General features: G+C 53.8%; 19 protein-coding genes. 12 read left to right on the top strand and 7 right to left on the bottom strand.

What is annotated here, in order from left to right:
• Window positions 1–113: 113 nt before the first annotated feature.
• On the top strand, window positions 114–1,493 hold the full coding sequence (locus tag D6C13_RS11455; RefSeq protein WP_120132870.1) for an aminotransferase-like domain-containing protein: 1,380 nt from the start codon (window positions 114–116) through the stop codon (window positions 1,491–1,493).
• A gap of 52 nt (window positions 1,494–1,545) precedes the next feature.
• Here the strand turns inward: D6C13_RS11455 and D6C13_RS11460 are convergent, their stop codons facing one another.
• From D6C13_RS11460 to olsF, 4 genes are all read right to left on the bottom strand, one after another.
• Entirely contained in the window at window positions 1,546–4,773 is a 3,228-nt protein-coding gene (locus D6C13_RS11460; protein WP_120132871.1) for a transporter substrate-binding domain-containing protein, read from the bottom strand.
• Between the two features lie 8 nt (window positions 4,774–4,781).
• Window positions 4,782–5,414 carry a response regulator transcription factor gene (locus tag D6C13_RS11465; RefSeq protein WP_120132872.1) on the bottom strand — a complete coding sequence of 211 codons (633 nt, stop codon included), beginning with the start codon at window positions 5,412–5,414 and terminating at the stop codon, window positions 4,782–4,784.
• A 133-nt stretch (window positions 5,415–5,547) separates the two neighbouring features.
• Window positions 5,548–8,967 (bottom strand): autotransporter outer membrane beta-barrel domain-containing protein, encoded by a 3,420-nt coding sequence (locus tag D6C13_RS11470; RefSeq protein WP_167458022.1) that lies wholly within the window; start codon window positions 8,965–8,967, stop codon window positions 5,548–5,550.
• A 172-nt stretch (window positions 8,968–9,139) separates the two neighbouring features.
• Window positions 9,140–10,858, bottom strand: a complete 1,719-nt coding sequence (olsF, locus tag D6C13_RS11475) for a bifunctional ornithine lipid synthase OlsF (RefSeq protein ID WP_120132874.1) — start codon at window positions 10,856–10,858, stop codon at window positions 9,140–9,142.
• A gap of 197 nt (window positions 10,859–11,055) precedes the next feature.
• Here olsF and D6C13_RS11480 point away from each other — a divergent pair, with 197 nt between their 5' ends.
• The gene (locus tag D6C13_RS11480) at window positions 11,056–12,279 is read left to right on the top strand and encodes an MFS transporter (RefSeq protein ID WP_120132875.1); all 1,224 of its coding nucleotides are present in this window, start codon (window positions 11,056–11,058) and stop codon (window positions 12,277–12,279) included.
• On the opposite strand, the gene D6C13_RS11485 is transcribed toward D6C13_RS11480, so the two are convergent.
• A complete protein-coding gene (locus D6C13_RS11485; RefSeq protein ID WP_120132876.1) occupies window positions 12,276–12,773 on the bottom strand; it encodes a GNAT family N-acetyltransferase in 498 nt (165 codons plus the stop codon). The two genes, D6C13_RS11480 and D6C13_RS11485, sit on opposite strands and share 4 nt — an antisense overlap.
• A 479-nt stretch (window positions 12,774–13,252) precedes the next feature.
• On the opposite strand from D6C13_RS11485, the gene D6C13_RS11490 reads away from it, so the two are divergent.
• The 6 genes from D6C13_RS11490 to gntR all read left to right on the top strand — a co-directional run bounded on the left by D6C13_RS11490 (window position 13,253) and on the right by gntR (window position 19,348).
• The gene (locus D6C13_RS11490) at window positions 13,253–13,948 is read left to right on the top strand and encodes a pirin family protein (RefSeq protein ID WP_120132877.1); all 696 of its coding nucleotides are present in this window, start codon (window positions 13,253–13,255) and stop codon (window positions 13,946–13,948) included.
• Window positions 13,949–14,225: 277 nt separating this feature from the next.
• Window positions 14,226–14,549: a PTS sugar transporter subunit IIB gene (locus tag D6C13_RS11495; protein ID WP_120132878.1), complete on the top strand. Its 324-nt coding sequence runs from the start codon at window positions 14,226–14,228 to the stop codon at window positions 14,547–14,549.
• Window positions 14,546–15,874 carry a PTS sugar transporter subunit IIC gene (locus D6C13_RS11500; RefSeq protein ID WP_120132879.1) on the top strand — a complete coding sequence of 443 codons (1,329 nt, stop codon included), beginning with the start codon at window positions 14,546–14,548 and terminating at the stop codon, window positions 15,872–15,874. The genes D6C13_RS11495 and D6C13_RS11500 overlap by 4 nt, the downstream gene beginning before the upstream one ends.
• Window positions 15,875–15,932: 58 nt before the next feature.
• Window positions 15,933–17,315 (top strand): glycoside hydrolase family 1 protein, encoded by a 1,383-nt coding sequence (locus D6C13_RS11505; protein WP_120132880.1) that lies wholly within the window; start codon window positions 15,933–15,935, stop codon window positions 17,313–17,315.
• Between the two features lie 13 nt (window positions 17,316–17,328).
• Window positions 17,329–18,246 carry a LacI family DNA-binding transcriptional regulator gene (locus D6C13_RS11510; RefSeq protein ID WP_120132881.1) on the top strand — a complete coding sequence of 306 codons (918 nt, stop codon included), beginning with the start codon at window positions 17,329–17,331 and terminating at the stop codon, window positions 18,244–18,246.
• Window positions 18,247–18,352: 106 nt separating this feature from the next.
• Window positions 18,353–19,348, top strand: coding sequence for a gluconate operon transcriptional repressor GntR (gene gntR, locus D6C13_RS11515; RefSeq protein WP_120132910.1), 996 nt, complete (start codon window positions 18,353–18,355; stop codon window positions 19,346–19,348).
• 126 nt (window positions 19,349–19,474) lie between these two features.
• Here the strand turns inward: gntR and D6C13_RS11520 are convergent, their stop codons facing one another.
• Complete coding sequence (locus tag D6C13_RS11520; RefSeq protein WP_120132882.1) at window positions 19,475–19,990, bottom strand: gluconokinase; 516 nt, start codon at window positions 19,988–19,990, stop codon at window positions 19,475–19,477.
• A 246-nt stretch (window positions 19,991–20,236) separates the two neighbouring features.
• Between D6C13_RS11520 and gntT the strand changes: the two genes are divergently transcribed.
• From gntT to nadS, 3 genes are all read left to right on the top strand, one after another.
• On the top strand, window positions 20,237–21,553 hold the full coding sequence (gene gntT / locus D6C13_RS11525; protein WP_120132883.1) for a gluconate transporter: 1,317 nt from the start codon (window positions 20,237–20,239) through the stop codon (window positions 21,551–21,553).
• Between the two features lie 130 nt (window positions 21,554–21,683).
• The gene (locus D6C13_RS11530; protein ID WP_120132884.1) at window positions 21,684–22,007 is read left to right on the top strand and encodes an addiction module toxin RelE; all 324 of its coding nucleotides are present in this window, start codon (window positions 21,684–21,686) and stop codon (window positions 22,005–22,007) included.
• Window positions 22,008–22,022: 15 nt separating this feature from the next.
• A complete protein-coding gene (gene nadS, locus D6C13_RS11535) occupies window positions 22,023–22,313 on the top strand; it encodes a NadS family protein (RefSeq protein ID WP_120132885.1) in 291 nt (96 codons plus the stop codon).
• 54 nt (window positions 22,314–22,367) lie between these two features.
• Here the strand turns inward: nadS and D6C13_RS11540 are convergent, their stop codons facing one another.
• Window positions 22,368–22,961, bottom strand: a complete 594-nt coding sequence (locus tag D6C13_RS11540; RefSeq protein ID WP_120132886.1) for a YhgN family NAAT transporter — start codon at window positions 22,959–22,961, stop codon at window positions 22,368–22,370.
• Window positions 22,962–23,177: 216 nt separating this feature from the next.
• Between D6C13_RS11540 and asd the strand changes: the two genes are divergently transcribed.
• Window positions 23,178–24,281 carry an aspartate-semialdehyde dehydrogenase gene (asd, locus tag D6C13_RS11545; RefSeq protein WP_120132887.1) on the top strand — a complete coding sequence of 368 codons (1,104 nt, stop codon included), beginning with the start codon at window positions 23,178–23,180 and terminating at the stop codon, window positions 24,279–24,281.
• Window positions 24,282–24,480 lie beyond the last annotated feature (199 nt).

Genomic DNA, 24,480 nt, shown 5'->3' on the forward strand with positions numbered 1-24,480 from the left:
TCATAGAATGCTGAACGAAACATTGGCTGTCCTTACTGGTCAAAACACCGGTAAAGTGAATACCCGTCTCAAGCAGAGGAAACACCATTTTTAGCTTATCCCAATTCCACTTAGTGGAAGGAACGCCTAAAGTACGTCAGCTCGTTGATTTTATTAGCGAGGCTGTAGCCGATGGCCGCTTATTACCCGGCAGCCGTCTCCCTTCTTTACGTGTTTTTTGCGAGCAACTTTCGATCAGCAAATACACGATGGTGGAGGCCTTAGAGCGTTTACGTGCCAGCGGATTGGTGACTTCTATTCAGGGACGGGGTTATTTTGTCAGCCGCACGCGGGCTAATCCGGATAATGAATTAGATAAACCGGTATCAATCGTTAATTCCGATTTACACTCCCGCCTGAAACGGGCATTTATCAAAAATACCGACGTGCTCAGACCCGGTTGCGGTTTCTTTCCTGAAAACTGGCTGGACACGGAGTTATTTCGTAAAGCCTTACGTCAGACTATTCGCAAACCGCAACTGAAGTTCTCTGAATATGGTAATCCGATGGGTTATCTGCCGCTTCGAAAGACGCTGCAAATGAAAATGAGCGAGGCGGGAATAAGCGTTCCGGTTGACCAGATTATTCTGACCAACAGCACCATGAACGCCATTGATATGTTATTTCGCGTGCTGTTAAAGCCGGGAGATACGGTATTACTGGACGACGCCTGTTATTTCAATTTTCACGCCAGTCTCCGGCAGCATCATGCCAATGTGATTTTCGCGCCACGCGGCCATCAGGGCGTCAGTAAAGAGGCGCTGGCAAAACTTCTGGAAACGCACCGTCCGCGCGTGTATCTGACCTCCGGGCTGATGCACAATCCGACCGGTCACAGCTACACGCTGGAAGAGATGTTTTCCCTGATTACTCTGTTAAATCAATACGATTGCCATCTGATTGAAGATGACCTTTATCATGATTTGATGGAGCCGGCGCCGAAGCCGATGGCAGCCTTAGCCGGACTGGTGAACGCCAGTTATATTTCCGGATTTTCCAAGCTGCTGAGCGCCAATATGCGGGTGGCGTATATCGCAACCAGCCCTAAACTGGCTGAACAGCTGGCGCAGCTCAAATCGCTGACCGGCGGCGTGACCTGTGAATTTACTGAGCAGACGCTGTACCAGTTTTTCCGTGATGGCAGCTATAACCGCCATCAGCGGCGACTGGCGAGCAATCTGAGTGATGCGTCTTCGCGGGTGAAACGCTGGTTGCAGGCGGCGGGATGCCGTTTTCCGGTGGAGAATTCCAGCGGGCTGTTTTTGTGGGTGGAACTCCCTGAGCAGATCGACAGCGAAACGCTGGCCGATCAGGCCTTAAAACAGGGCATGGCGCTGGCTCCCGGCACCCTGTTTTGTCAGGGGCCGGAAGGTCTGCGCTTCATGCGTTTTAACATCGCGCACAGCGACAACGACGCGGTTAAAAATCTGGTGACCAGCCTGCTCAGTCAGTGATGCACCGCAATATAGCGTTCAAATTTTGCCGGTTTGGGCGCTGTATCGGGCGTCAAAACTCAGAAAGTGATCTCTTTCGCAGGATCCTCAACAAGTGTTGCCCGGCCAGCAGGATTTGTTCGCGGCTTTCCTGATGACAAGCTTCTTCCAGATGTTCACAGGCACTGACCAGTTCCTGTGAGCCGGTGATCCGCGCTCCCCCTTTAATTTTATGTGCCAGTTCAGCCAGATTTTGACGGTCGTCTTCAGCCAGTGCAATGGTCAGGGTAAGGATATCCTCCTGATGACTGGCGGTAATTTCTGCCTGAAGCTGCGTGGCGAGACTTTCGTCCCCTCCGGTCAGTTTCAGCAGATTGCCAGGTTCTGCCCCCCCGGAATACGGGGTGCCGGCGCTGGATAATGCCTGCTGCAAATCTTCCAGCGTGCTGGGTTTAAACATGCATTCGTCCATGCCTGATTGCATGCAGCGTTCCCGCTCATCGTTCTGCGCATTGGCCGTGAATCCCAGCAACATGCAGGGGGGAGCCTGCCTTTTACTTTCTTCTTCGCGAATGGCCTGCGCCAGCTGGTAACCGGTTAACCCCGGCATTCTGATGTCAGTGATCACCACATCGAAATGTCCCTCATAACACCATTTTTCCAGCGCTTCAGCGCCGTCTCTGGCTTGTGTCACCTGGTGCCCGAGGAAGTGTAACTGCTTGGTCAGTAACAGAAGATTGGCCGGGAAATCGTCGGCAATCAAAATGTTCAGTGCTCTTTTTTCTGCCGCCTGAGGCGTTGCCAGTCCCGCCTCCGCCGCCTTTTGCGAGCCGTCCGTCATGGCGGCAAAAACCTCGGCCACTATCCTTGTACCTCGCAGGGGCGCGCTGTGCAGGGAAATTTGCCCGTCCATTTTTTCACACAGCGTTTTACAAATAATCAGCCCGAGGCCGGTGCCACGCAGGGCCTGACTCTCATGGCGACCCACCTGACTGAAGGGCGCAAACAGCTTTTTCTGATCTTCCTCGCTGATCCCTTTTCCGGTATCGGTCACTGTCAGCGTGATTTTCCAGCGTTGAGAAGGCTCGTCCGGGGTGAAGCTGATTTTTACCGTCACACCGCCATGCTCAGTAAATTTAATAGCATTACTCAGCAAATTGGAGAGGATCTGCTTAAAGCGCAGCGGGTCGATCAGCATATCGGGTACCGGCAACGGGGCGATATCGAGTGCCAGAGAGAGATTTTTTTGCTCAGCCAGCCCGGAGAATACGCGGATCACCGCCTCACTGACGGGCTGGATATTAGTGAGCTGGGGTTCAAGATTGAGCTTCCCGGATTCGATGCGGGCGATGTCGAGAATATCGCCGAGCAGCTCCACCAGTCCGTTGGCAGAATCGTAAGCTACGTCGAGCGCTTGCATATCGACACGATTCTTCTCACCCGCTTTACGTGCCATTTCCAGCATGCCGATCACAGCGTTCAGCGGCGTACGGATTTCATGGCTCATCGTCGATAGGAAGGTCGTTTTCGCCAGATTAGCTTGCTCGGCCTGGTCTTTAGCAAGATTCAGCGCCAGTTGTATCCGGTTTTTAAAAGCAATCTGGCGTCTCAGCCAGCCAGCCCACAGAACGGCAATCAGGATCACCACCAGTGCCGTGCCGCCACCTCCCAGTATGTACAACCGGTTATCCCGCCAGAAATTTTCGCCAGACACCATATTGTTCGGCCGCCATAAATTGCCGATTACATCCATTTCATCCGGAGGAATACTGAGCATGACTTTGTCGATAATCGACAGCAAAACCGGTGAGTTTGCAGGGACAGCGAACGACAGATAGGCCGGGGTTTCACCCAGTGTGGCGGTAATTCTCATGCGATTTTTGTAGAACCGGGCAATCTGATATTCAGAATTCGAGAGCGTGTTGATGGCAGCATCAACGTCACCGTTGTTGAGCATCGACAGCGCATCAACGGCGCTGCTGGCGTTGACCAGCTTGGTCTGCGGATACTGTGCCTGAAGATTTTCATTAATATCAGAACCCGAGATCACCGCCAGCTTTTTACCGCTCATTTCGGCCAGGCTGCGAGGTGCGCCCTTAGTCTGGCGGGTGACCAGCACAAAGGCGCTGGTGAGATAGGGGCGGCTGAACGTCAACCCGGATTGCCGCTGCGGGCTGGGGGTGAGCGCGCCAATCATATCCGCACTGCCGTGACTGAGCATTTGCATCATTTCGCTGACGCTGTCGGCACTTTTGATTTCAAAATCCAACCCGGTTCGCAAACGGATTTGCGAGAGCATATCAATGGTAATACCGCGATAATTGTCGTCGTCATCGGTAAAAGTCAGCGGGGCGAAACCATCAATGGCCGCTACAGTGACCTTAGGGTGACGGGTAATCCACTGCTTCTCCTCCTCCGTCAGTTCGAAAACCTGCTGACTTAACACGCTGGCACTGCGACCTACATGCCAGCGCTGCAGAACATTCAGCCGTTCTTCCGTGCTGACATCTGATAAGGCAATGTTGACGATTTCCAGCAGGGTCGGGTTATCAACCGCGACAGCAAAAGACAGCGAGCGTGTGGGGAAATTGGCAAAATTCACCACACGGATATTATTGAGGAAATTGCGGTTGATCGGGTACAAATCGCCCAAAAAGACATCCGCCTCACCAAAAGCCACCGCCCCGATGGCCTGCTGATAGCTCGGATAGGCAGTGACATGGGCCAGCGGATACTGTTTTTTGACCCAGTCGATCGGCAGATAACCTTCGGCCATCGCCACTTTACGGTCTGACAGGCCAGGTGGCAGTGGCCGTTTTTCATTGGTGCGGGTTGCCAGAATGGCCTGTTCGCTGGCGTAGGGGTCAGAAAGTAAAAAAGGGCGGCGATACTGCTCATACTGTGTGACAGAGCCGAGCAGGTCGATTTCGTGTTTTTGCAGTGCACTCTGGGCTGAAACCAGATTATTGAAGACTTTTACCTGTACATCTTTTTCCAGCAAAGTCGAAAGCAACCCGACATAATCTGCGGTGATGCCTTCAAACTCTGACTTATTGTTGATGACGGTAAATGGCGGGTATTGCGGCAACGCGACGCCAACGACCAATTTCGGTTTGCCGGCCAGCCACGCCTGCTGGCGGGCGTTAAATTGCTGCGATGGCGGGTGCGCCAGTTGTGGCGAACGGCTCAGCAGGTTCACGTCTGCCGACGGTTCTGCCGCAGGTACTGACGTGTCGTACAGTGCCAATCCGGCGAACAATAACAGCGCTGTTATACCTGCTTTGAAGAAGGTTTTTTTCATGGCAACGTTTAATCGACCAGCTTGTGGCGAAACGCCAGGCTAATCAGATCAACCAGCGTTTTCATGCCCAGCTTCATCAGCAGACGGGTTTTATAGGTACTGATGGTTTTGTTGCTCAGGGTCAGCATCTCGCCGATCTCCATATTGCTATACCCTTTAGCCAGATACACCAGCACTATCATTTCACGATCAGAAAGCGAGGCCAGTCGTTCGGCCTCATCGCCAACAGATAAGGTTTTCGTGTGTCCCACCGGGATATTTTCTGCCGGAAAATAGGTATAGCCGGAACGAATGGCGCGTATGGCGTCCAGCAGTTCGTTCAGTTCTTCGGTTTTCTCCACATACCCGGAAGCACCTGCCTGACGGCAGCGCGCGGAGAATGAAGATGCCAGCTGCGAGGTGAGGATAAGAATTTTCATTGAATGGCTGATCGCGCGGATGCGACTAATCACTTCCAGCCCGTTCAGCACCGGGATCGCAATGTCCAGGATGATCAAATTGGGCTCAAGCGATTTTGCCATTTGCACGGCCTCGGCACCATTTCCGGCTTTGCCGACGACAGAAATATTATTGCGGTTGAGCAGTATTTCTATCGCCATCCTGATGACCGGATGGTCGTCAACTATCAGTGCCTTATACATTTACCTCACATCCTTCAGGTTACGGGTGTTATGACTACGCTGACACATAAAACAGATACGGCAATCTCCATTAATGATAAGTCGGGATTACCGTATCTGCTGGATTTCACAACCGATTTCCGCAAGGAAAAAATCAGAAGCTGACTTTAATGCCCAGCATGGCGCTGGTATCGCGATAGCTTTCGCTGCCCATTTGCTGGCCCACGTTGCCCCAGAGATTAACGCGCTCGGTGATCTTGCCATCCACACCGGCGCGCACTTCTGCAATGTTTTTGCTGCCGCGTTGTTCGATGGTCACGCCATTCATCGTGCTGGCCGCATTCTGGCTGTTGTTGATCCAGTTCGCTTCAAGATAAGGCTGGAATACCGGCTGCTGGTTTTCGCCAGGAGTTTTCATCGCGGCGCGGATCCCCACGCGGGATTGGACGTCGCCGTTGCCCTGCGTGCTGACGCGGGTGCCATTGTTCTCTGTCAGTGAATCGGCCTGAATATTGCTCCAGATAACCTGCGCGTTTGGCTCGATGAAGTAGCTATTTTTCTTCGCGTCTTCGCCCAGTTTCCAGCTGTATCCGCCTTCGAGTGATGCGCTCACCCCTTTGGATTTATAGCTTTCCTGTGGCAAACCGTCGCCTTTCACGCTGTTGTTGAACCAGCTGTATTGTGCCCAGCTGTCCAGATACGCGCCGGTTTGCGCTTCGGCATTCTGATACCAGGTGCCGTATACGCCGAGGCTGTAGCCGTTGACCTGGCCTTTCGAGCGGTAACCGGACACGTTTGAATCTGTCGTGCTTTGCGCGTTCCCGTAACCTGCCAGTGCGCCAACGTGCAGGCTGTCGGTGCCGTCAAACGTCCATTTACCGAGGTCGCCGCCGAGTTGCAATACGTAGCGGTTGGTCTGCGTATCCAACTGACCGCTGCTGTCCTTACTGGTGTTGTGGCCGCCGGTGTTACGCATCCACAGGCTGGTGACTTTTTGCTCGCCGGTAATGGCATCGGTGTACCGCGTTTCGCCACCACGGTCATGCAGGCGCAGGTTAAACAGGGTGCTGGCTGCCGCCATGTTGGCGATGTAACTGCCCGCTTCCGGACGGCTGATCATTTTGGCAGGCTCGACCGGGCGGATCACAGGATCCACAGGAATTGTCGGATCCACAGGATCAGTGGGATTCACCGGATCGATCGGGTCGATCGGAACAACCGGATCGACAGGATTCGCCTCGCTGTTCAGATACCAGTTTTTGGCCGCACCATCAGTGCCGCGTGTCAGGTGATAATCGTAGGCACCGGCCACAATACGGCCCTGCTGGGTAAACTCGCCGTCTGATTCACCGCCGACGGTGATCACTTCAATGCCGTTCAGCGTTTTTGCACCGGTTCCGCCCGCTTTGTTGATGACGACGTTTGTTTCGCCCGACGTGTTGCCGCTGACGACCAGACTGTCATGCGCCGAGCCATCATTGTCCAGAATGCTGTTCATGACCAGTGTGCCGCCGTTACTGGTGTAATCACCTTCTACAGTCAGTGTTTTAAAACTGTCGGTGTCGTGATTAAACACCACGGTGCTGTCATTCAGATTCAGATCCACCACATTGGAATCACCGGTCATATTCCACTGGCTGTTATTGCTCAGATTCAGAGTTTGCAGGCCGGAAGAAGCTCCCTGCCATTGAGAGGCATCCAGCGCCAGCGTGCTGTCGAGTGTGAAATCACGATCGATACTCACGTCGCCGGTCAGCTGAGAACCATTTGTGGCGTTGAAATTGATGTCTGCGACGACGTCACCGGCATCGTTAGCTTGCCCGCCCGCCAGCAGGGTTTTCGCAGACAGCACCGAACCGTCAGCGGTCAGGTTGAGCGCGGAGCCCGCATTGACCGTCACGGCCGTATTGTCACTGGAAATTAAGGTGTTTTTTAAGTTAATGGTCTGCGCTCGGGTGCTCGCCATTATCGCCGTAGCATTGCTGCCGTTCACCACAACCCGCGAATCTTCAAAGCTGGCGACGGTATTGCCCGTGCCAAACCGGTTCCAGATCCCGGCTTCCGGCAAGTCAGTCAGTTCGCCGTTGGCGTTGTTAATGACGATATCCACATTTTTAGCGGAAAGAATGGAGCCATAGCGGGTTTCCACGCCATATCCACCGACATCACTTTTAATGCTGACATTATTCAGGTTGGTGAACGCGCCATCACTGACCACGCCATAAGATGCCGGTGTGTTCAGGGTAATCTGGCTATCAGACAGATTCAGCGTTGACGTGCCAAAACTCCAGACCGCCGGACCGTGATAGTCCCCGGTTTTGTTAATATTCAGGTTATTACCATCAAACTGGCTGTCCACAACCCATACCGCGTTGCCGTTGGCAGTGATATTCATGTTGTCTGCCTTCATCACGCCGCCTGCGGTCGCGACCAGTGCTGATGTACCGCCAGCATCGAATTGTCCGGTGTAATACGTGGTGATATCCATATTGCTGGCCTGGATCGTGGCACCGTTAATCGCGTGGATGCCGCTGGATCCGGCGCTTTGAGTGGTGACGCTTCCGCCGTCAATGCTCAGCGACGTTGTTGCACCGGTGGCATAAATTGCGCCTGCTCCGCTGCCGGTAGTAGAGACGTTCGCGTTGTTCAGCGTGGTGACGCCACCCTGCAACCGGACGGCGGTCGCGCCGTTGCCGGTGGTGTTAATCGTCGCATTACTGAGAACAGCATTCGCCGTGCCAGCCACCTGAACACCATAGCTGCTGGTGCCCTGCGTGCTGACGTTCAGGGTGTCTATATTCAGCCCTGTCCCCGTGCCCTGAAGAATAATCCCGCGGGCGCCGTCGCCGGTGGTATTCAGTTCGATATTATTGCCAGTCAGGTTGCCTGCTTCCCCGAGGATACCGTGTGCACCGGTGCCGGACGTGGTCGCTGTGGCGTTAGCGAGCGTCACGTCTGCGGCACTGGTATAACGGACACCGTAAGAGTTTGTGCCGCTGGTAACGATGTTCAGTGTGTCGATATTCAGATTTGAATCAGCCACCAGGATCCCCGTGTTGGTGCTGAGTATCTGTACGCCGGTCCCGGTGAACTGACTGTTGTTAAGCAGATTGATGCCGTAAGAACCGGTGCCCACCGCCATCAGACGCAGGTTATTGGCATTGATCACCGCTCCACCGCTGCCATACAGCACGTGGGTATTGGCGGCAAAAGTGCCGAGGGCAACATTATCCAGTGACAGCGCGGACCCACTCTGTACCAGCGCTGCATAGGCTGAGCCGCCGGTGGTGGTGGCCTGATTGTTGGAATACGTCAGGTCGCCGCCATTAATAACCTGAAGGGCATATTGCGACGTACCTGTTGTGGCGATGTGATAATCGTCGTAATTAGCGGTAATGCCGTCGATCACCAGTTGGCCATTAACCTCAGCGGTCACGGAAAATGACGTCATCAGCGCGGCAGCGGTCACCAAACCTGTGGCTGAACGGGATTTGGTTTTGCCTGTTGCCAGTTCAGAAGTGACCATAAAACAGCGCAGGGCGCGGTTCCAGATGACGCGATAGATTTTGTTCATGTCTGTTTTACTCATTTCGTGGCAGCAGGCTGCAAAAGGAAAAACTCAGCGACTGGGTGACAAATAGCCGCGGAATTTGCTGTCACGAAATATATTCAGACCGGAGGTAAAGCAGTAGTCGGACGCGGCCTACAGTGGTGTAGGACGCGTCCGAAGGCATCAGAAATGCAAATCAGAGAGGAGAGGAAATGTCCTGATGCACCGCAATATAGCGTTCAAATTTTGCCGGTTTAAGCTGGCTGAGATCGACCAATACTAAGCCGTCGATGCAGTTGTTGAATTCCGGATCACTGCCGAAATCGATGAACTGCACGCCGCCGGTTTCGCAAAGTTCTGAATACTGTTTATAAAGCGCCGGAATACTGCATCCGAGATTCGCCAGCAAACGCTTCAGCCGCTGCAAATCTTCCTGATAATCGTCGCCGCAAAACTGCGCCAACACGTCTGGCAGCGAGGCCGGATACGGGCGGCGCGAAGTCGCCAGCGGCAACGCCGGAGCGAAATACAGCCGGTAAAACGCCACCAGCAAATCGCGGGCAGGCAGCGGCATTCCTCCGGAAATCGACACCGGACCAAACAGATAACGCGTCTGCGGATATTTCGCCAGATACGCGCCAATACCCAGCCACAGATAATCCAGCCCGCGTTTGCCCCAGTAAGCGGGCTGAATAAAGCTGCGCCCGAGCTCAATGCCCTGCGCCAGAATCGGGTCCATCTGATGGCCGTACTGGAACAGACTCTGGCTGTAAATCCCGTTCAGCCCTTTGCTGGCGACCTGTTCTGCCGTGGGAATAAACCGGTAAGCACCGACGATTTCCAGTGCCTGTGGATCCCACAACACCAGGTGATAATAATCGTCGTCGTAGCCATCGAGGTCACGGCGGCGGCCACTGCCTTCACCGACTGCACGGAACGCGATTTCGCGCAGGCGTCCCAGTTCGCGCAGAACCGGCACGTAATCCTCACCATGGCGACGATAGAGATAAATCATTTTGCCGTCCGGCGTTTTGCCGAGCACTTCGCTGGCTTCCAGCGCGTGCTTCAGTACGGCGCGATCTTCAGCGCGGGCAATCGATGTTTCGGTGTGGAACAGCCCCGGTTTACCTGCGCCGAGACGGTAGAGATGTTTGCGAAAACGTGCCGCCAGATCGCCCGCCTGCATTTGTCCGTCATGCCAGCTGGAATAAGGAATGCGCGCGCCGATTTTCAGCGTCAGGCTGTTGCCGCGCTGGCCGAACATTTCATGTACCAGCAGCAGGGTGCTGAGCGGACGGTAAATCATCGAGCTGAGATAAAACAGCGCGCTGTTGCTGCCGCTGATATGCACCGGCACCACCGGCGCACGGGCTTTGGCGGCCAGGCGCAGAAAACCGGTATGCCATTTGCCATCGCGCACGCCTTTGGAACTCATGCGTGAGACTTCGCCTGCCGGGAACACAATCAGCACGCCCTGATTCTCCAGATGCTCCTGCATCTGCGTCACCTGATTGCGCCGGGTGCGGTTGCCCATATTATCCACCGGGATCATCAGGCTGCCGAGCGAGGACACCAGCGACAGCAGCTGATTCGCCACCACTTTGACGTCCGGACGCACCGACGCCACCGCATGCAGCAGCGCCAGACCGTCGAGGGTACCAATCGGATGGTTGGCCACAATCACTACCGGGCCGTAACTCGGGATCTGCTCCCGGTCGCGTTCCGTCAGTTCACAGCGAATAGTAAAATGCTCCAGTACCTGCTCAGCCATATCAATCCCTTTCAGGTGCTGATACTCGCCGGCAAAGCGGTGGAATTCTTTTTCGCGGAATAAGATTTTTAACAGACGGCGTTGCCAGGAAGGGGTTTTGTGCTGCGGGTCGAGATCCTGAAACAGGGTATCCATGCTGAACATAGGATGTCCTCCGGTTGAAGTATCCCGACCATAAGCAGGGCAGATGACAGTGATGTGTCACTTTGATGGCAGTACCGGGAAGGCTGAGTAAAACAACGGTTCAATTTGTTGCGAAAGTAATCAATTGCTAATAAAGTCAAAGACTCATTTACGGCTTCGTAACACGCCTGAACCTTCTTCGTGAGACACGAATTTCCATGCCTGAACCTGCTTCGCCCGACCTTACTGCTGCCAGCCCGTCAAAGACCACGCTGCGAATTCTCTCCATTCTGGTATTCAACTTTGCCAACTATCTGACCATCGGCCTGCCGCTGGCGATTCTGCCGGGCTATGTGCATGAACATCTCGGCTACAGCGCATTCTGGGCGGGACTGGTGATCAGCCTGCAATATTTCGCCACGCTGCTCAGCCGTCCGTATGCCGGTCGTTATGCCGATAAAATCGGGCCGAAAAGGGTGGTGATGTTCGGGCTCAGTGGCTGTCTGCTCAGCGGCGTTTTCTATCTGCTGGCGCTGTGGTTCGATGCCTCACCGGCGCTGAGCCTCGGGCTGTTGTGTGCCGGACGCCTTCTGCTGGGTGCCGGGCAAAGTTTTGCCGGAACCGGCTCGACGCTGTGGGGCATCAGCGTGGTCGGCTCTGTGCATATCGGCAAAGTAATTTCGTGGAGTGGTGTGGTGACTTACGGCGCGATGGCGATTGGCGCACCGCTCGGCGTGCTGATTTTCAGCGCCGGCGGCCTGATGCTGTTGTCGGTTTGCATCATTCTGGTGGCGCTGGCGGCGTTAATCACCGCCTCGCGCAAACCGCCGGTCACTGGCACCGCATCGACGCAAATCCCGTTCAGTCAGGTGCTGGGTAAAATCCTGCCCTACGGCATGATGCTGGCGCTGGCTTCCACCGGTTTTGGCGTGATCGCCACGTTTATCACCCTGTTTTATGCCGCTAAAGGCTGGTCCGGCGCGGCGTTCTCCCTGACTTTTTTCAGCGTAGCGTTTGTTGGCATGCGTCTGTTGTTGCCCAATTGCATTAACCGTTTTGGCGGACTGCGCGTGGCGCTGGCCTGTTTTGTGGTGGAAATCGCCGGGCTGATTATGGTGTTTTTCGCCCCGAACGCATGGGCTGCGATGGGCGGTGCGTTTATTACCGGCGTGGGATTCTCGCTGGTGTATCCGGCGCTGGGCGTGGTGGCGGTGAAGAAACTGCCGCCGGAAAATCAGGGCAGCGCGCTGGCGACCTATTCGGCGTTTCTGGATTTATCACTGGGGATCACCGGACCGCTGGCGGGTGTGCTGATGGCGCAGGCGGGAATTGATGCGATTTATCTCGGCTCGGCATTGCTGGTGGTGATAGCAATGGCGCTGGTTGTGCGGTTGCTGGTACGTCAGCCCTCGCCTGAAACCCGCGCCACTGTGAGTGATTAAACGGCGCGGATGCGGCCCATATGCAGCGTATCCACGAACTCACCGTCGCGTAACGCATAACATGGGCTGCGGCCTTCAATCGTAAAACCGAACTTTTTATACAGGCTGATAGCGGCTTCGTTATCGGCATACACCGTCAGTTCCACGCGTTTCACGTAAAGCCATTTATCACACAGCTCAAGTGCAGCGGCGATAAGCTTGCTGCCCACACCTCTGCGCTGAAATGCCGTATCTACGCCAATCCCGAACGTTGCCACATGGCGGCGTCGCCAGGCCTGCTCAACCATCAGGGTGAGATTGCCCACCAGTTTGCCGTCGATGCACGCCACCAGCGCGAACCGGCCGGGCGCGGCGTTAGTAAGGCGGTCTTCCCATAGCGTGGCAGGCGGGTAAGGAAGTTGCAGGGTGTCGCTGTAAACAGGAACCTGAGCGTATAGGTGCTGAAGCGCCTCTGCATCTGCGGCTTCAGCGTGACGTATGACTATTTCGCTCATGGTGACACTCCTCTTTTTGTGGTTACTGTTTGAATATCCTCTACATTTATCAGGAATAGGAAAACTGTCAATCGAATGTTTGGTGAAAAATAATGCTTTACAAGTGCGAATGATAATGATTATTATTGCCATGCGTTCCGGGGATGGCCTCACACCAAGGTCAAACGGGTCCCCATGAATGCACGACATTGCTCACATTGCTTCCAGTATTATTTAGCCAGCCTTATGCGCTGGCTTTTTTTTCTTCATATTTTGAGCGGCAGATGCGTTGGCTGCGTTCAAATCTGCTCCCGGAAGATTTGTCCCACAACTCAAACTATTTCGAAAAACTCCGTTCTAAATGCTCCCACTCTCCAGCAATTCCTTTGAATTTAGTCATCTGCATTTGTTCATATTTTTTGAACAGAGGGGTGAAGTTTTTGCGCTTTCTTATTCTCAGCCGTTGACTAGACTAGAGAAAACATTGAGGGGAGTTGAACATGATCTACTTACGCAAAGCACAAGAACGCGGTCACGCAAGTCACGGCTGGCTGGAAAGCTGGCATACCTTCTCATTTGCCGATTATTACGATGCTAACTTTATGGGATTCTCCGCGCTGCGGGTGATCAACGAAGATTTCATCGATGCGGGTCAGGGTTTTGGTAAGCATCCGCATAAAGACATGGAAATTCTGACCTACGTGCTGGAAGGCACCGTGGAACATCAGGACAGCATGGGCAACAAAGAGCAGATCCAGGCCGGTGAGTTCCAGATTATGAGCGCCGGTACCGGTGTGACGCATTCCGAATACAACGGCAACAGCGACAGTAAACTGCATCTGTATCAGATCTGGATTATTCCAAATCAGAAAGGGCTGGAACCGCGTTATGAACAACGCATGTTCGATGCGCCGCAGGGCCGCCAGCTGGTGCTGTCTCCGGATGCCCGTGACGGTTCGCTGAAAGTGTTCCAGGATATGGAATTGTCCCGCTGGGCGCTGAAAAAAGACGAGCAGTCTGTTTATCAGATTCAGGCCGAACGCCGCGTGTGGATCCAGGTGGTGAAAGGCACGGTTTCCATCAACGGTCAGAAAGCTGGACCCAGTGACGCGCTGGCTATCTGGGATGAAACGGCGCTGTCAGTTCATGCAGACGAAGACAGTGAAATTCTGCTGTTTGACTTGCCACCGGTCTGACCATTCATATTGATTAAATTCACGTTTATTAAGGCGACTCCGGTCGCCTTTTTCTTGGGTTTTAAAGCCACATCCCCTTAGTCCTTTTCCCCGCGTTTGCATTGTTTAATTTTTCCGCTTCGTGACGCCATTCACACCCGCAGCAAATCTAGCTCTAAAATTTTGAGCCCGTTCGCACATCACTGTCACAGTGATGGAAACCGGTTTCCAAAGTGTCTCAAATACCCCCGACAGGAAGAAACGGGCAGAACATAAATCATCTGGGAGTAAAGCAAAAATGAAAAGAATCATGCTTTGTTGTTCGGCGGGGATGTCGACCAGTTTGTTGGTGCGTAAAATGAAAGAAGTCGCGGCACAGCGCGGTGAAGAAGTGCAGATCGATGCCTTCGGGGCCAGCGAGTTTGACGAGAAGTTCCGTGATTATCAGGTCGTGCTGCTCGGGCCGCAGGTTCGTTACATGCAGGCTGATCTCTCCAAACGAGCGGCAGAATTTAATATTCCGGTCGAAACCATCAACATGATGGATTATGGCATGCAGCGCGGCGACAACGTGCTGGACTTCGCCTATGGCCTGATCGCACAGGAAGGAAGCCCCGTATGAGTGGCCTCTATCAGTCGATGGTTAACGTCATCGAAAAACACATCACACCCCTGGCGGGCAGCGTCGGCCAGCAGCGGCATGTGATCGCCATTCGTGACGGGTTTATCGCGGCGCTGCCTTTTATGATCATCGGCTCGTTCATGCTGGTCTTCATTTTTCCACCCTTCTCGCCGGACACCACCTGGGGGTTCGCGCGCGGCTGGCTGGATCTCTCGATGAAATATCGCGAACAACTGATGCTGCCGTGGTATCTGAGTATGGGCGTAATGACGTTCTTCATTTCGGTAGGCATTGGCGCGAGTCTTGGTAAACATTACAAACTCGACCCGATCATGACCGGATTGCTGGCGTTTATGGCGTTCCTGCTGGTGGCGGCGCCGTATCATGACAAGCAAATCTCGACGCAATACTTTTCCGGCGAAGGTATTTTCACTGCCATCCTGACAGCGATTTATGCCGCCGAAGTGTATGCGTTGCTCAAACGCCGCAACATCACGATCCGCCTGCCGAAAGAAGTCCCCACCGGCGTGGCGCGTTCCTTTGAAATTCTGATCCCGGTGGTGGTGATTGTCGCGACGCTGCATCCGCTGAATCTGTTTATTCAGTCCACCACCGGCATGATCATTCCTGAAGCCATCATGCATCTGCTGGCGCCGCTGGTTTCGGCCTCAGATTCACTGCCTGCGATCCTGATTTCGGTGTTTATCTGCCAGGTGCTGTGGTTTGCGGGTATTCACGGTGCGCTGATCGTTACCGGCATCATGAACCCGTTCTGGATGACCAATCTGGCGCTCAACCAGAGCGCATTACAGGCTGGCGAACCGCTGCCACATATCTATCTGCAAGGCTTCTGGGATCACTATCTGCTGATTGGTGGCGTTGGTTCGACGTTGCCGCTGGCGATTCTGCTGCTGTGCAGCAAGGCCGTGCATCTGCGGACGATCGGACGGATGGGCGTGGTGCCGAGCTTCTTTAACATCAACGAACCGATCCTGTTCGGTACGCCGATTATCATGAATCCGGTGTTCTTCCTGCCGTTTATTCTCGTCCCTATGCTCAATGCCATTTTTGCTTACACGGCCACTAAACTTGGCTGGGTGGCACAAGTGGTGTCGCTCACCCCCTGGACAACGCCGGCGCCAATTGGTGCGTCATGGGCCGCAAACTGGGCGTTCAGTCCGGTAATTATGTGCCTGTTCTGTATGGTGTTATCAGCCGTAATGTACTATCCGTTCCTGAAAGCCTATGAACGTACGTTGCTGAAACAGGAAGCGGAAAAAGCCACGGCACAAACGGCGGGCAATGCCGTGCCGGCAAACAGTTGAACATTCACTGAAAAAGTCACAGTTAAAAACGTAAAGCTAACGGACAGCGAGGATGACAATGAAATACGCATTTCCAAAAGAATTCTGGTGGGGCAGCGCCAGCTCTGCGCCGCAGACGGAAGGTGAAACCCTGAGCCACGGTAAAAGCGCGACGGTGTGGGATCACTGGTATTCACAGCAACCGACGCGTTTTCATAACGATGTCGGTCCGCAGGATACCTCGACGTTTTATAAAAACTGGCGCGAAGACATTGCGCTGCTCAAACAGCTGAACCACAACACCTTCCGTACCTCCATTTCTTGGGCGCGTCTGATCCCCAACGGACGCGGTGAAGTGAATCAGGAAGCGGTCGCCTTCTATAATCAGGTGATTGACGAAATGCTGGCGCAGGGCGTGCAGCCGTTTATTAATCTGTTCCATTTTGATATGCCGATGGCGATGCAGGAAATCGGCGGCTGGGAAAACCGCGAAGTGGTGCAGGCTTACGAAAAATATGCCGATACCTGTTTTGAATTGTTCGGTGACCGCGTGAAGCACTGGTTCACCTTTAACGAGCCGGTCGTGCCGGTCGAAGGCGGCTATCTGTATGACTTCCACTACCCGAATGTGGTGGATTTCAAACGTGCGGCAACCGTGGCATTTCACACCATGCTGGCGCATTCTCTGGCGGTAAAAGCCTACCGTGCGCGCAATCTCGGCGGCGAAATCGGCATTATCCTCAATCTGACGCCGTCTTATCCGCGCTCGCAGAATCCGGCTGATCTGAAAGCGGCGAATATTGCTGATCTGATGTTTAACCGCAGTTTCCTGGACCCCGCCTTGCGCGGTGAATATCCGCAGGAACTGGTGGAACTCCTTAAAAAACACGATCAGCTTCCGGCCTGTCAGCCGGGCGATAAAGAGCTCCTGCAACAGGGTGTGGTGGATTTACTCGGCATCAACTATTACCAGCCGCGCCGCATTCAGTGCCGCGACAGCATGGTCAATCCTGAAAGTCCGTTTATGCCGGAATGGTTCTTCGATAACTACGTCATGCCGGGGCGCAAAATGAACCCGCACCGCGGCTGGGAAATCTACGAGCAGGGGATCTACGATATCCTGACTAATCTGCGTGAAAACTACGGCAATCCGCGCTGTTTCATTTCTGAAAACGGCATGGGCGTGGAGCATGAACTGCGCTTCGAAAAGGACGGACGGATTGATGATGATTACCGCATCGAGTTTGTCAGCGGGCATCTGAAATGGCTGCACCGTGCGTTGCAGGAAGGCAGCGGCTGTCTCGGCTACCATATGTGGACATTTATTGATTGCTGGTCATGGATGAATGCCTATAAAAACCGGTATGGTTTCATCCAGCTGGATCTGCAAACCCAGAAACGTACGGTGAAGAAAAGCGGCGAGTGGTTCGCGGCGGTTTCTAAAAATAACGGTTTCGATTAACACAAGGAAAGACATGGCCAACATTAACGACGTTTCGCGGCTGGCGAAGGTGTCGAAAGCGACAGTGTCCCGTGTCCTGAGTGGCAGCCGCGGAGTCAAAGAAGAGAGCCGTCTGGCCGTGATGCAGGCGGTGGAAACGCTGCAATACAAACCGAGCGTGATTGCGCAGTCGTTGTCCACGCAATCCACCGGGTGTATCGGCGTGATCTGTGCGGCGGAAAATATCAACCAGTCCACCGGTTATCTGCATGCGCTGGAAAAAGAACTGCGGCTGAACCAAAAGTATTTGCTGCTGCGGTTCGCGACAGATGCGGCGAGCCTCACGCATTCTGTGGCCGAAATTGGCCGTGGTCTGTGCGATGCGATGATTGTGATTGGTGCGCGTTTTCCATTGCCTGCTTTACCTGAAAACGTCATCACCATTGATTGTCTGGATGCGGATTCAGAACGCAGCATTCATTTTGACCGCAGTTTTGCTGCCGAAACTGCCTGTCGGTATGTGCTCAAGCAAGGACGCAGACAGATTGCGCTAATTAACGCGGAAAACAGCGAAACGGCCGGGCAAATCCTGCAGGGCTATCATCTGGCGCTGGAGAAGTTTTTGCTGCCGTATGACCGGCGTCTGGTGCACAGCGGCAGTCAGGCGCTGGCGCAGTTGCTGGAACAGAACGTGCCGTTTAATGCGCTGCTGGTGCCGGACGATGCCACCGCGCAGGACGCACTGCGTCAGCTCGCGCTGCACGGGCGTAGCGTGCCGGAAAGCGTGATGGTTTTCAGCCTCGACAGCACGCTGCCTCCGGGTGTTTCGGCGATCCCGGCGATTGCCTATCCGCTGGAAACGCTGGCACAGCGCGCGATGGCGCTGCTGACCGGGCAGTTCTCAGCGAACATCAGCGCACCGGTTCGCGGTCAGCTCTCGTTACCTTCCTGACAAACCTCTCATGTCGCGCAGCAACGGATATCCGCCTGCGCGATTGTTTGCTAACATCACTCTCTGATCCCTTAACCTTTTCAGCGGCACCATCTCATTGATGAATATCAAGAAAAAAAGGCCCGTACTCCAGGATGTTGCCGACAAGGTGGGCGTCACCAAAATGACGGTCAGCCGCTATTTGCGCAATCCTGAACAGGTTTCCGGCGCGTTGCAGGAAAAGATCTCTGCGGCGCTCGATGAGCTGGGTTACATCCCCAACCGCGCACCGGATATTCTTTCCAATGCGAAAAGCCGCGCCATCGGCGTACTGCTGCCGTCGCTGACTAACCAGGTGTTCGCCGAAGTGCTGCGCGGCATCGAAAGCGTGACCGATATTCACGGCTACCAGACCATGCTGGCTCATTACGGTTACAGCCAGGAGCGCGAAGAACAGCGTCTGACGTCGCTGCTTTCCTACAATATCGACGGGCTGATTTTGTCCGAACGCCATCACACGGCGCGTACGCTGAAAATGATTGAAGTGGCCGGTATTCCGGTAGTGGAAATGATGGACTGCGTGTCACCGTGCGTGGATCTGGCGGTCGGGTTCAACAATTTCGAAGCCGCACGACAAATGACCCAGCAAATTATTGCGCGCGGGCATCGCCATGTGGTGTATTTCGGCGCGCGTCAGGACGAACGTACCCTCATCAAACAACAGGGTTACGAGCAGGCAATGCGCGAATCCGGGCTCGAACCTTACAGCGTGATGACCAGCCGGTCGTCGAGCTACAGCGCGGGCGCGGAACTGCTGCGTCAGGCGCAAAAAGACTGGCCGAAAATCGACAGCATCTTTTGCACCAACGATGACCTCGCGGCGGGCGCTTTCTTTGAGTGCCAGCGTCAGGGGCTGAAAATTCCGTCACAAATGGCGATTGCTGGTTTCCACGGTCACAACATGGGGCAGGCGATGGAACCCCCGCTCGCCAGTGTGCTCACACCGCGCGAAAGAATGGGGCAGATTTCCGCCGAACGCCTGCTGGCGAGACTTCGTGGCGAAGAAGTGGTGCCGAGAATGGTCGATGTAGGGTTTACCATCTCGGCAGGCGGAAGCATCTGATCTTTTGTAATAAAATCGAAGAACCCAGTAATTGGAGTTGCGGCAAGGCAGCAAACGAGTGAATCCCGATGAGCTGACATGAGTCAGTGATTCGGGTGAACGAGAGCCGCTAACGGCGCAGCAGCTTCAAGTACGAAGGTTATTCAGTGCGGCAACGCAGCGATCAACCACACCTTCAAACTTATGATCAATATTCACGCGCAACACATCCGGCTCATCTTCGCCCGGCTCTTCGAGTGCATCGAACTGGCTGCGCAGTAAATCGGTCGGCATAAAGTGTCCGGCGCGCGCTTTCAGACGGTCGGCAATCACATCAAAACTGCCTTTCATGTAGATGAAGACCATGCCTTCGTTGTCTTTACGCAGCGCATCGCGGTAACGGCGCTTCAGCGCGGAACAGACAATAATACCGGTTTCATTTTTATGGCGCAGGCTGTAGGCCGCGTCGTTCAGACGCAATAACCAGGGCGCCCGATCGTCGTCGTTCAGTGGCGTGCCGCTGGCCATCTTTTGGATATTGGCGCGGGGATGAAGATCATCACCGTCGATGAATTTCGCGTTAAGTTCACGGGCCAGTGCCGCGCCGACGGTGGATTTACCGCTGCCTGACACGCCCATCAGAATGATGCTTTGTCCTGCCATAAGTATGATCTCTATCCCAAAATGAACATTTTGACTGCGTAGTGAGTCCTAATATTAGCATGTTACCGGTATCATGATACCGGTAACAAATGGAGATGTGACTAATATCACAAAGGAATGCACTGCTGTTTTAGCGGTCGCGGTCTGTACCCGTTGCACTGTTAATTCCTACAACATCATGAAAATTAAAAACAATGCGTCACCGGGTCGAACGCTAAACCACGGTGACCGCATGAGGGGAAGAATATGCCATTAGTTATTGTAGCGGTGGGCGTCGCACTGCTGTTGTTACTTATGATCCGATTTAAGCTTAATGGCTTCATTGCACTGATCCTGGTCGCGCTGGCGGTGGGCATCATGCAGGGAATGCCGGTCGACAAAGTCATCACGTCGATCAAAAACGGGGTAGGCGGCACGCTCGGTAGTCTGGCTCTGATCATGGGCTTCGGCGCTATGCTGGGCAAGTTGCTGGCAGATTGCGGTGGCGCACAGCGTATCGCGACCACGCTTATCGAAAAGTTTGGCCGTGAACACATTCAGTGGGCAATCGTGCTGACCGGTTTCATCGTCGGTTTCGCGCTGTTCTATGAAGTCGGCTTCGTGCTGATGCTGCCGCTGGTCTTTACCGTGGCGGCGGCGGCGCGTCTGCCACTGTTGTATGTCGGCGTGCCGATGGCGGCTGCGTTATCCGTCACGCACGGTTTCCTGCCTCCGCACCCTGGCCCGACGGCGATTGCCACTATTTTCCACGCAGATATGGGCAAAACTCTGCTGTACGGTTCACTGCTGGCGGTGCCAACGGTCATTCTCGCCGGTCCGGTCTATGCACGTTTCCTGAAAGGGATCGACAAACCGGTTCCTGAAGGTCTGTTCAACCCGAAAACCTTCACTGAAGAAGAAATGCCGGGCTTTGGCGTCAGCGTAGCGACGTCACTGGTACCGGTCATTCTGATGGCGTTCCGTGCCGTTTGCGAAATGATCTTACCGAAAGGCCATCCGGTGCTGTCTTACGCTGAATTCTTCGGCGACCCGGTAATGGCAACGCTGATTGCGGTACTGATCGCTATCTTCACCTTCGGCCTGAACCGTGGCCGTAAGATGGATGAAGTGATGGCGACCGTGAGTGATTCCATCAAAATCATCGCGATGATGCTGTTAATCATCGGCGGTGGCGGTGCGTTCAAACAGGTACTGGTAGACAGTGGTATTGAAAAATACATCGCCGCCCTGATGAATGGCAGCAACCTGTCGCCAATCCTGCTGGCCTGGTCGATTGCGGCGGTGCTGCGTATCGCACTGGGTTCTGCCACTGTCGCAGCGATTACCGCGGGCGGCATTGCCGCACCACTGATTGCGACTACCGGCGTCAGCCCTGAGCTGATGGTGATCGCCGTCGGTTCCGGCAGCGTGATTTTCTCTCACGTGAATGATCCGGGCTTCTGGTTGTTCAAGGAGTACTTCAACCTGACCATCGTCGAAACGTTCAAATCCTGGTCGGTGCTGGAAACCATCATTTCCCTCTGCGGTCTGGCCGGATGCCTGCTGCTGTCGATGGTCGTCTGACGACAAATTGTGAGCATAAAAAAGGCGAGCCATTTGGCTCGCCTTTTCGTTTCTGACGAGAAAAACCTCGCGTTGAACTCTTACCCTGTGAGAGTGTTATCCCGCCATCTTGAGTCATGGAATGAGTCATATGGAATATCTGGAGTTTATCGAAACCCCGACGTTTAGTCGTCAATGCAAAGAACTGCTTACTGAGGACGAGTATCGCCAGTTTCAGGAATACCTTTCGCATTATCCCGATGCAGGCGCTTTGATTGTCGGGACGGGAGGATGCAGAAAAATCCGCTGGGGTTATCAAAAGCGTGGGGAAAGTGCGGGTGTGCGGGCGATTTATTATTACCTGTGCGCTGATGGTCAGATTTTCATGCTGCTGGTTTATCCGAAGAGCGAGAAAGATTCTCTGACGGGAAATGAAAAATCGATTTTAAAAAATATCGTACAAAGTCTGTCGTGACACAGGAGATGGACCATGAATAAAGAATTATTCGACGAATTGCGGCAATCGGCCGAAGAGATGATCGCCATCCGCAAAGGTGAAATGGCACCCGCGCATATCACGCATGTTGCGATGCCTGAAGTAAAACAAATTCGAACCAAGGCGGGAGTTAAACAAGATGAATTCGCACGGTTGCTTGGCGTTTCCCCTTCGCTTGTTCAGGCGTGGGAACAACAAAAACGTTTGCCAAATGGCGCAGCACTGAAGTTATTGAAAATGCTGGAACTGAATCCGCAAATTATCCAGACGCTGAAAACGATTTAAACAGATGTACAAAAGGCGAGCCAGATGGCTAGCCTTTTTCGTTTTATGTTGTCGCTAAATCTTCAAATACGCCCTGATCCCATCGAGGAACATCTGCGTCGAGAGCATGACCAGAATCAGGCCCATCAGGCGTTCGAGGGCACTGACGCCTTTGTCGCCGAGCAGTCGCAGGAACAGATTCGACAGCAGCAGAATTGCCATCGACAGGCCCCAGGCGATAAACAGCGCCAGCGTTAAGTGGCTCATCTGATTCGGGTACTGATGCGAAAGCAGCATCAGGGTGGCGAGAATCGACGGGCCGGCGACCAGCGGGATCGCCATCGGGACGAGGAATGGCTCTTCACCGGCAGGCAAACCGCTGCTGCTTTTCTCTTCCGACGGAAAAATCATTTTGATGGCAATCAGGAACAGAATAATACCGCCGGAAATCGACACGGTTTCTGTACGCAGATTCAGGAACGACAGGATTTTTTCCCCGGCAAACAGGAATATCAGCATCAGGAGGAGTGCGATCAGCATTTCGCGGATTAACACCACACGGCGGCGTTTCGGGTCGAGATGTTTTAAGACCGACATGAAAATCGGTAAGTTGCCCAGCGGATCCATAATTAAAAACAGCAAAATCGTTGCTGAAATCATTTCGGTCATGACTACCTCAGAATGATAAAAAACGCCTGTTATAAGTCGTGCTGCTATTAAAGGCTGCACTATTGATTAAATTAACTTGCCACTTCTGGTGCATTTTGTAAGGTGGTAGACCCGCGCGCTAACGGGGCACAGTGCATCAAAACAGGCACTCACTGAGTGCAAACGCGCGTTTAAGCCGTTTTAAGCAGTTATCACCCTCAGGGCAGGACAGATATTATGAAAAATGTAGGTTTCGTAGGCTGGCGTGGAATGGTCGGTTCTGTACTCATGCAACGCATGATTGAAGAACGCGATTTCGACGCTATCCGTCCGGTATTCTTCTCCACCTCTCAGCACGGTCAGGCCGCGCCTTCTTTCACGGGTCAGTCTGGTACCTTGCAAGATGCCTATGATCTGGACGCACTGAGTGCGCTGGACATTATCATCACCTGTCAGGGCGGCGATTATACCAATGAAATCTATCCTAAGCTGCGTGAAATCGGTTGGTCCGGCTACTGGATTGACGCAGCTTCTTCTCTGAGAATGGAAGATGACGCGATAATCATCCTCGACCCGGTCAACAGCGCAGTGATACATCAGGGTATCGACAAAGGCATCAAAACCTTTGTGGGCGGTAACTGTACCGTCAGCCTGATGCTGATGTCGCTCGGCGGCCTGTTCGCCAATGACCTGATCGAATGGGCGTCTGTCGCCACCTATCAGGCGGCGTCCGGCGGTGGTGCGCGTCACATGCGCGAGCTGCTGACCCAGATGGGCATGCTGCATAACAGCGTGGCGAAAGAGCTGGAAAACCCGGCTTCCGCCATTCTGGATATCGAACGTAAAGTGACGGCGCTGACCCGCAGCGGTACGTTGCCAACCGATAACTTCGGTGTTCCGCTGGCTGGCGGTCTGATCCCGTGGATCGACAAACAGCTCGATAACGGCCAGACCAAAGAAGAGTGGAAAGGTCAGGCGGAAACCAACAAAATTCTCGGCACTTCCAGCATTATTCCGGTGGATGGCCTTTGTGTCCGTATCGGCGCGTTGCGCTGCCACAGCCAGGCGTTCACGCTGAAGCTGAAAAAAGATGTGTCGATCCCTGAAATCGAACAGATGCTGGCTTCGCACAACGACTGGGTTCGCGTGATCCCGAACGACCGGGAGCTGTCGATGCGTGAACTGACGCCAGCTGCGGTTACCGGCACGATGAACACCCCGGTTGGCCGTCTGCGCAAACTGAATATGGGGCCGCAATATCTGTCGGCGTTTACCGTCGGTGATCAGCTGCTGTGGGGCGCGGCAGAACCTTTACGCCGTATGCTGCGTATTCTTTTGTAAGCTGAAAACTGCCCTGTTTTCTTTGTAAATATTTCCCCTGCGGGACACCAGCACGGTGTCCCGTTTTTGTTTCAACCTTCAATAACTTCCGCCATTTCTCCCATCACCCGCAGCGCTTTTTACTGTATTTATCTTTTTCAAAAATTTGTCCATTTTTGAACTCCTTAACGCCCTGCCTTTTTTAATCTTTGTCTATGCT

This window comes from Rahnella woolbedingensis (assembly GCF_003602095.1).
In the GTDB taxonomy this organism is placed as follows: Bacteria; Pseudomonadota; Gammaproteobacteria; order Enterobacterales; family Enterobacteriaceae; genus Rahnella; species Rahnella woolbedingensis.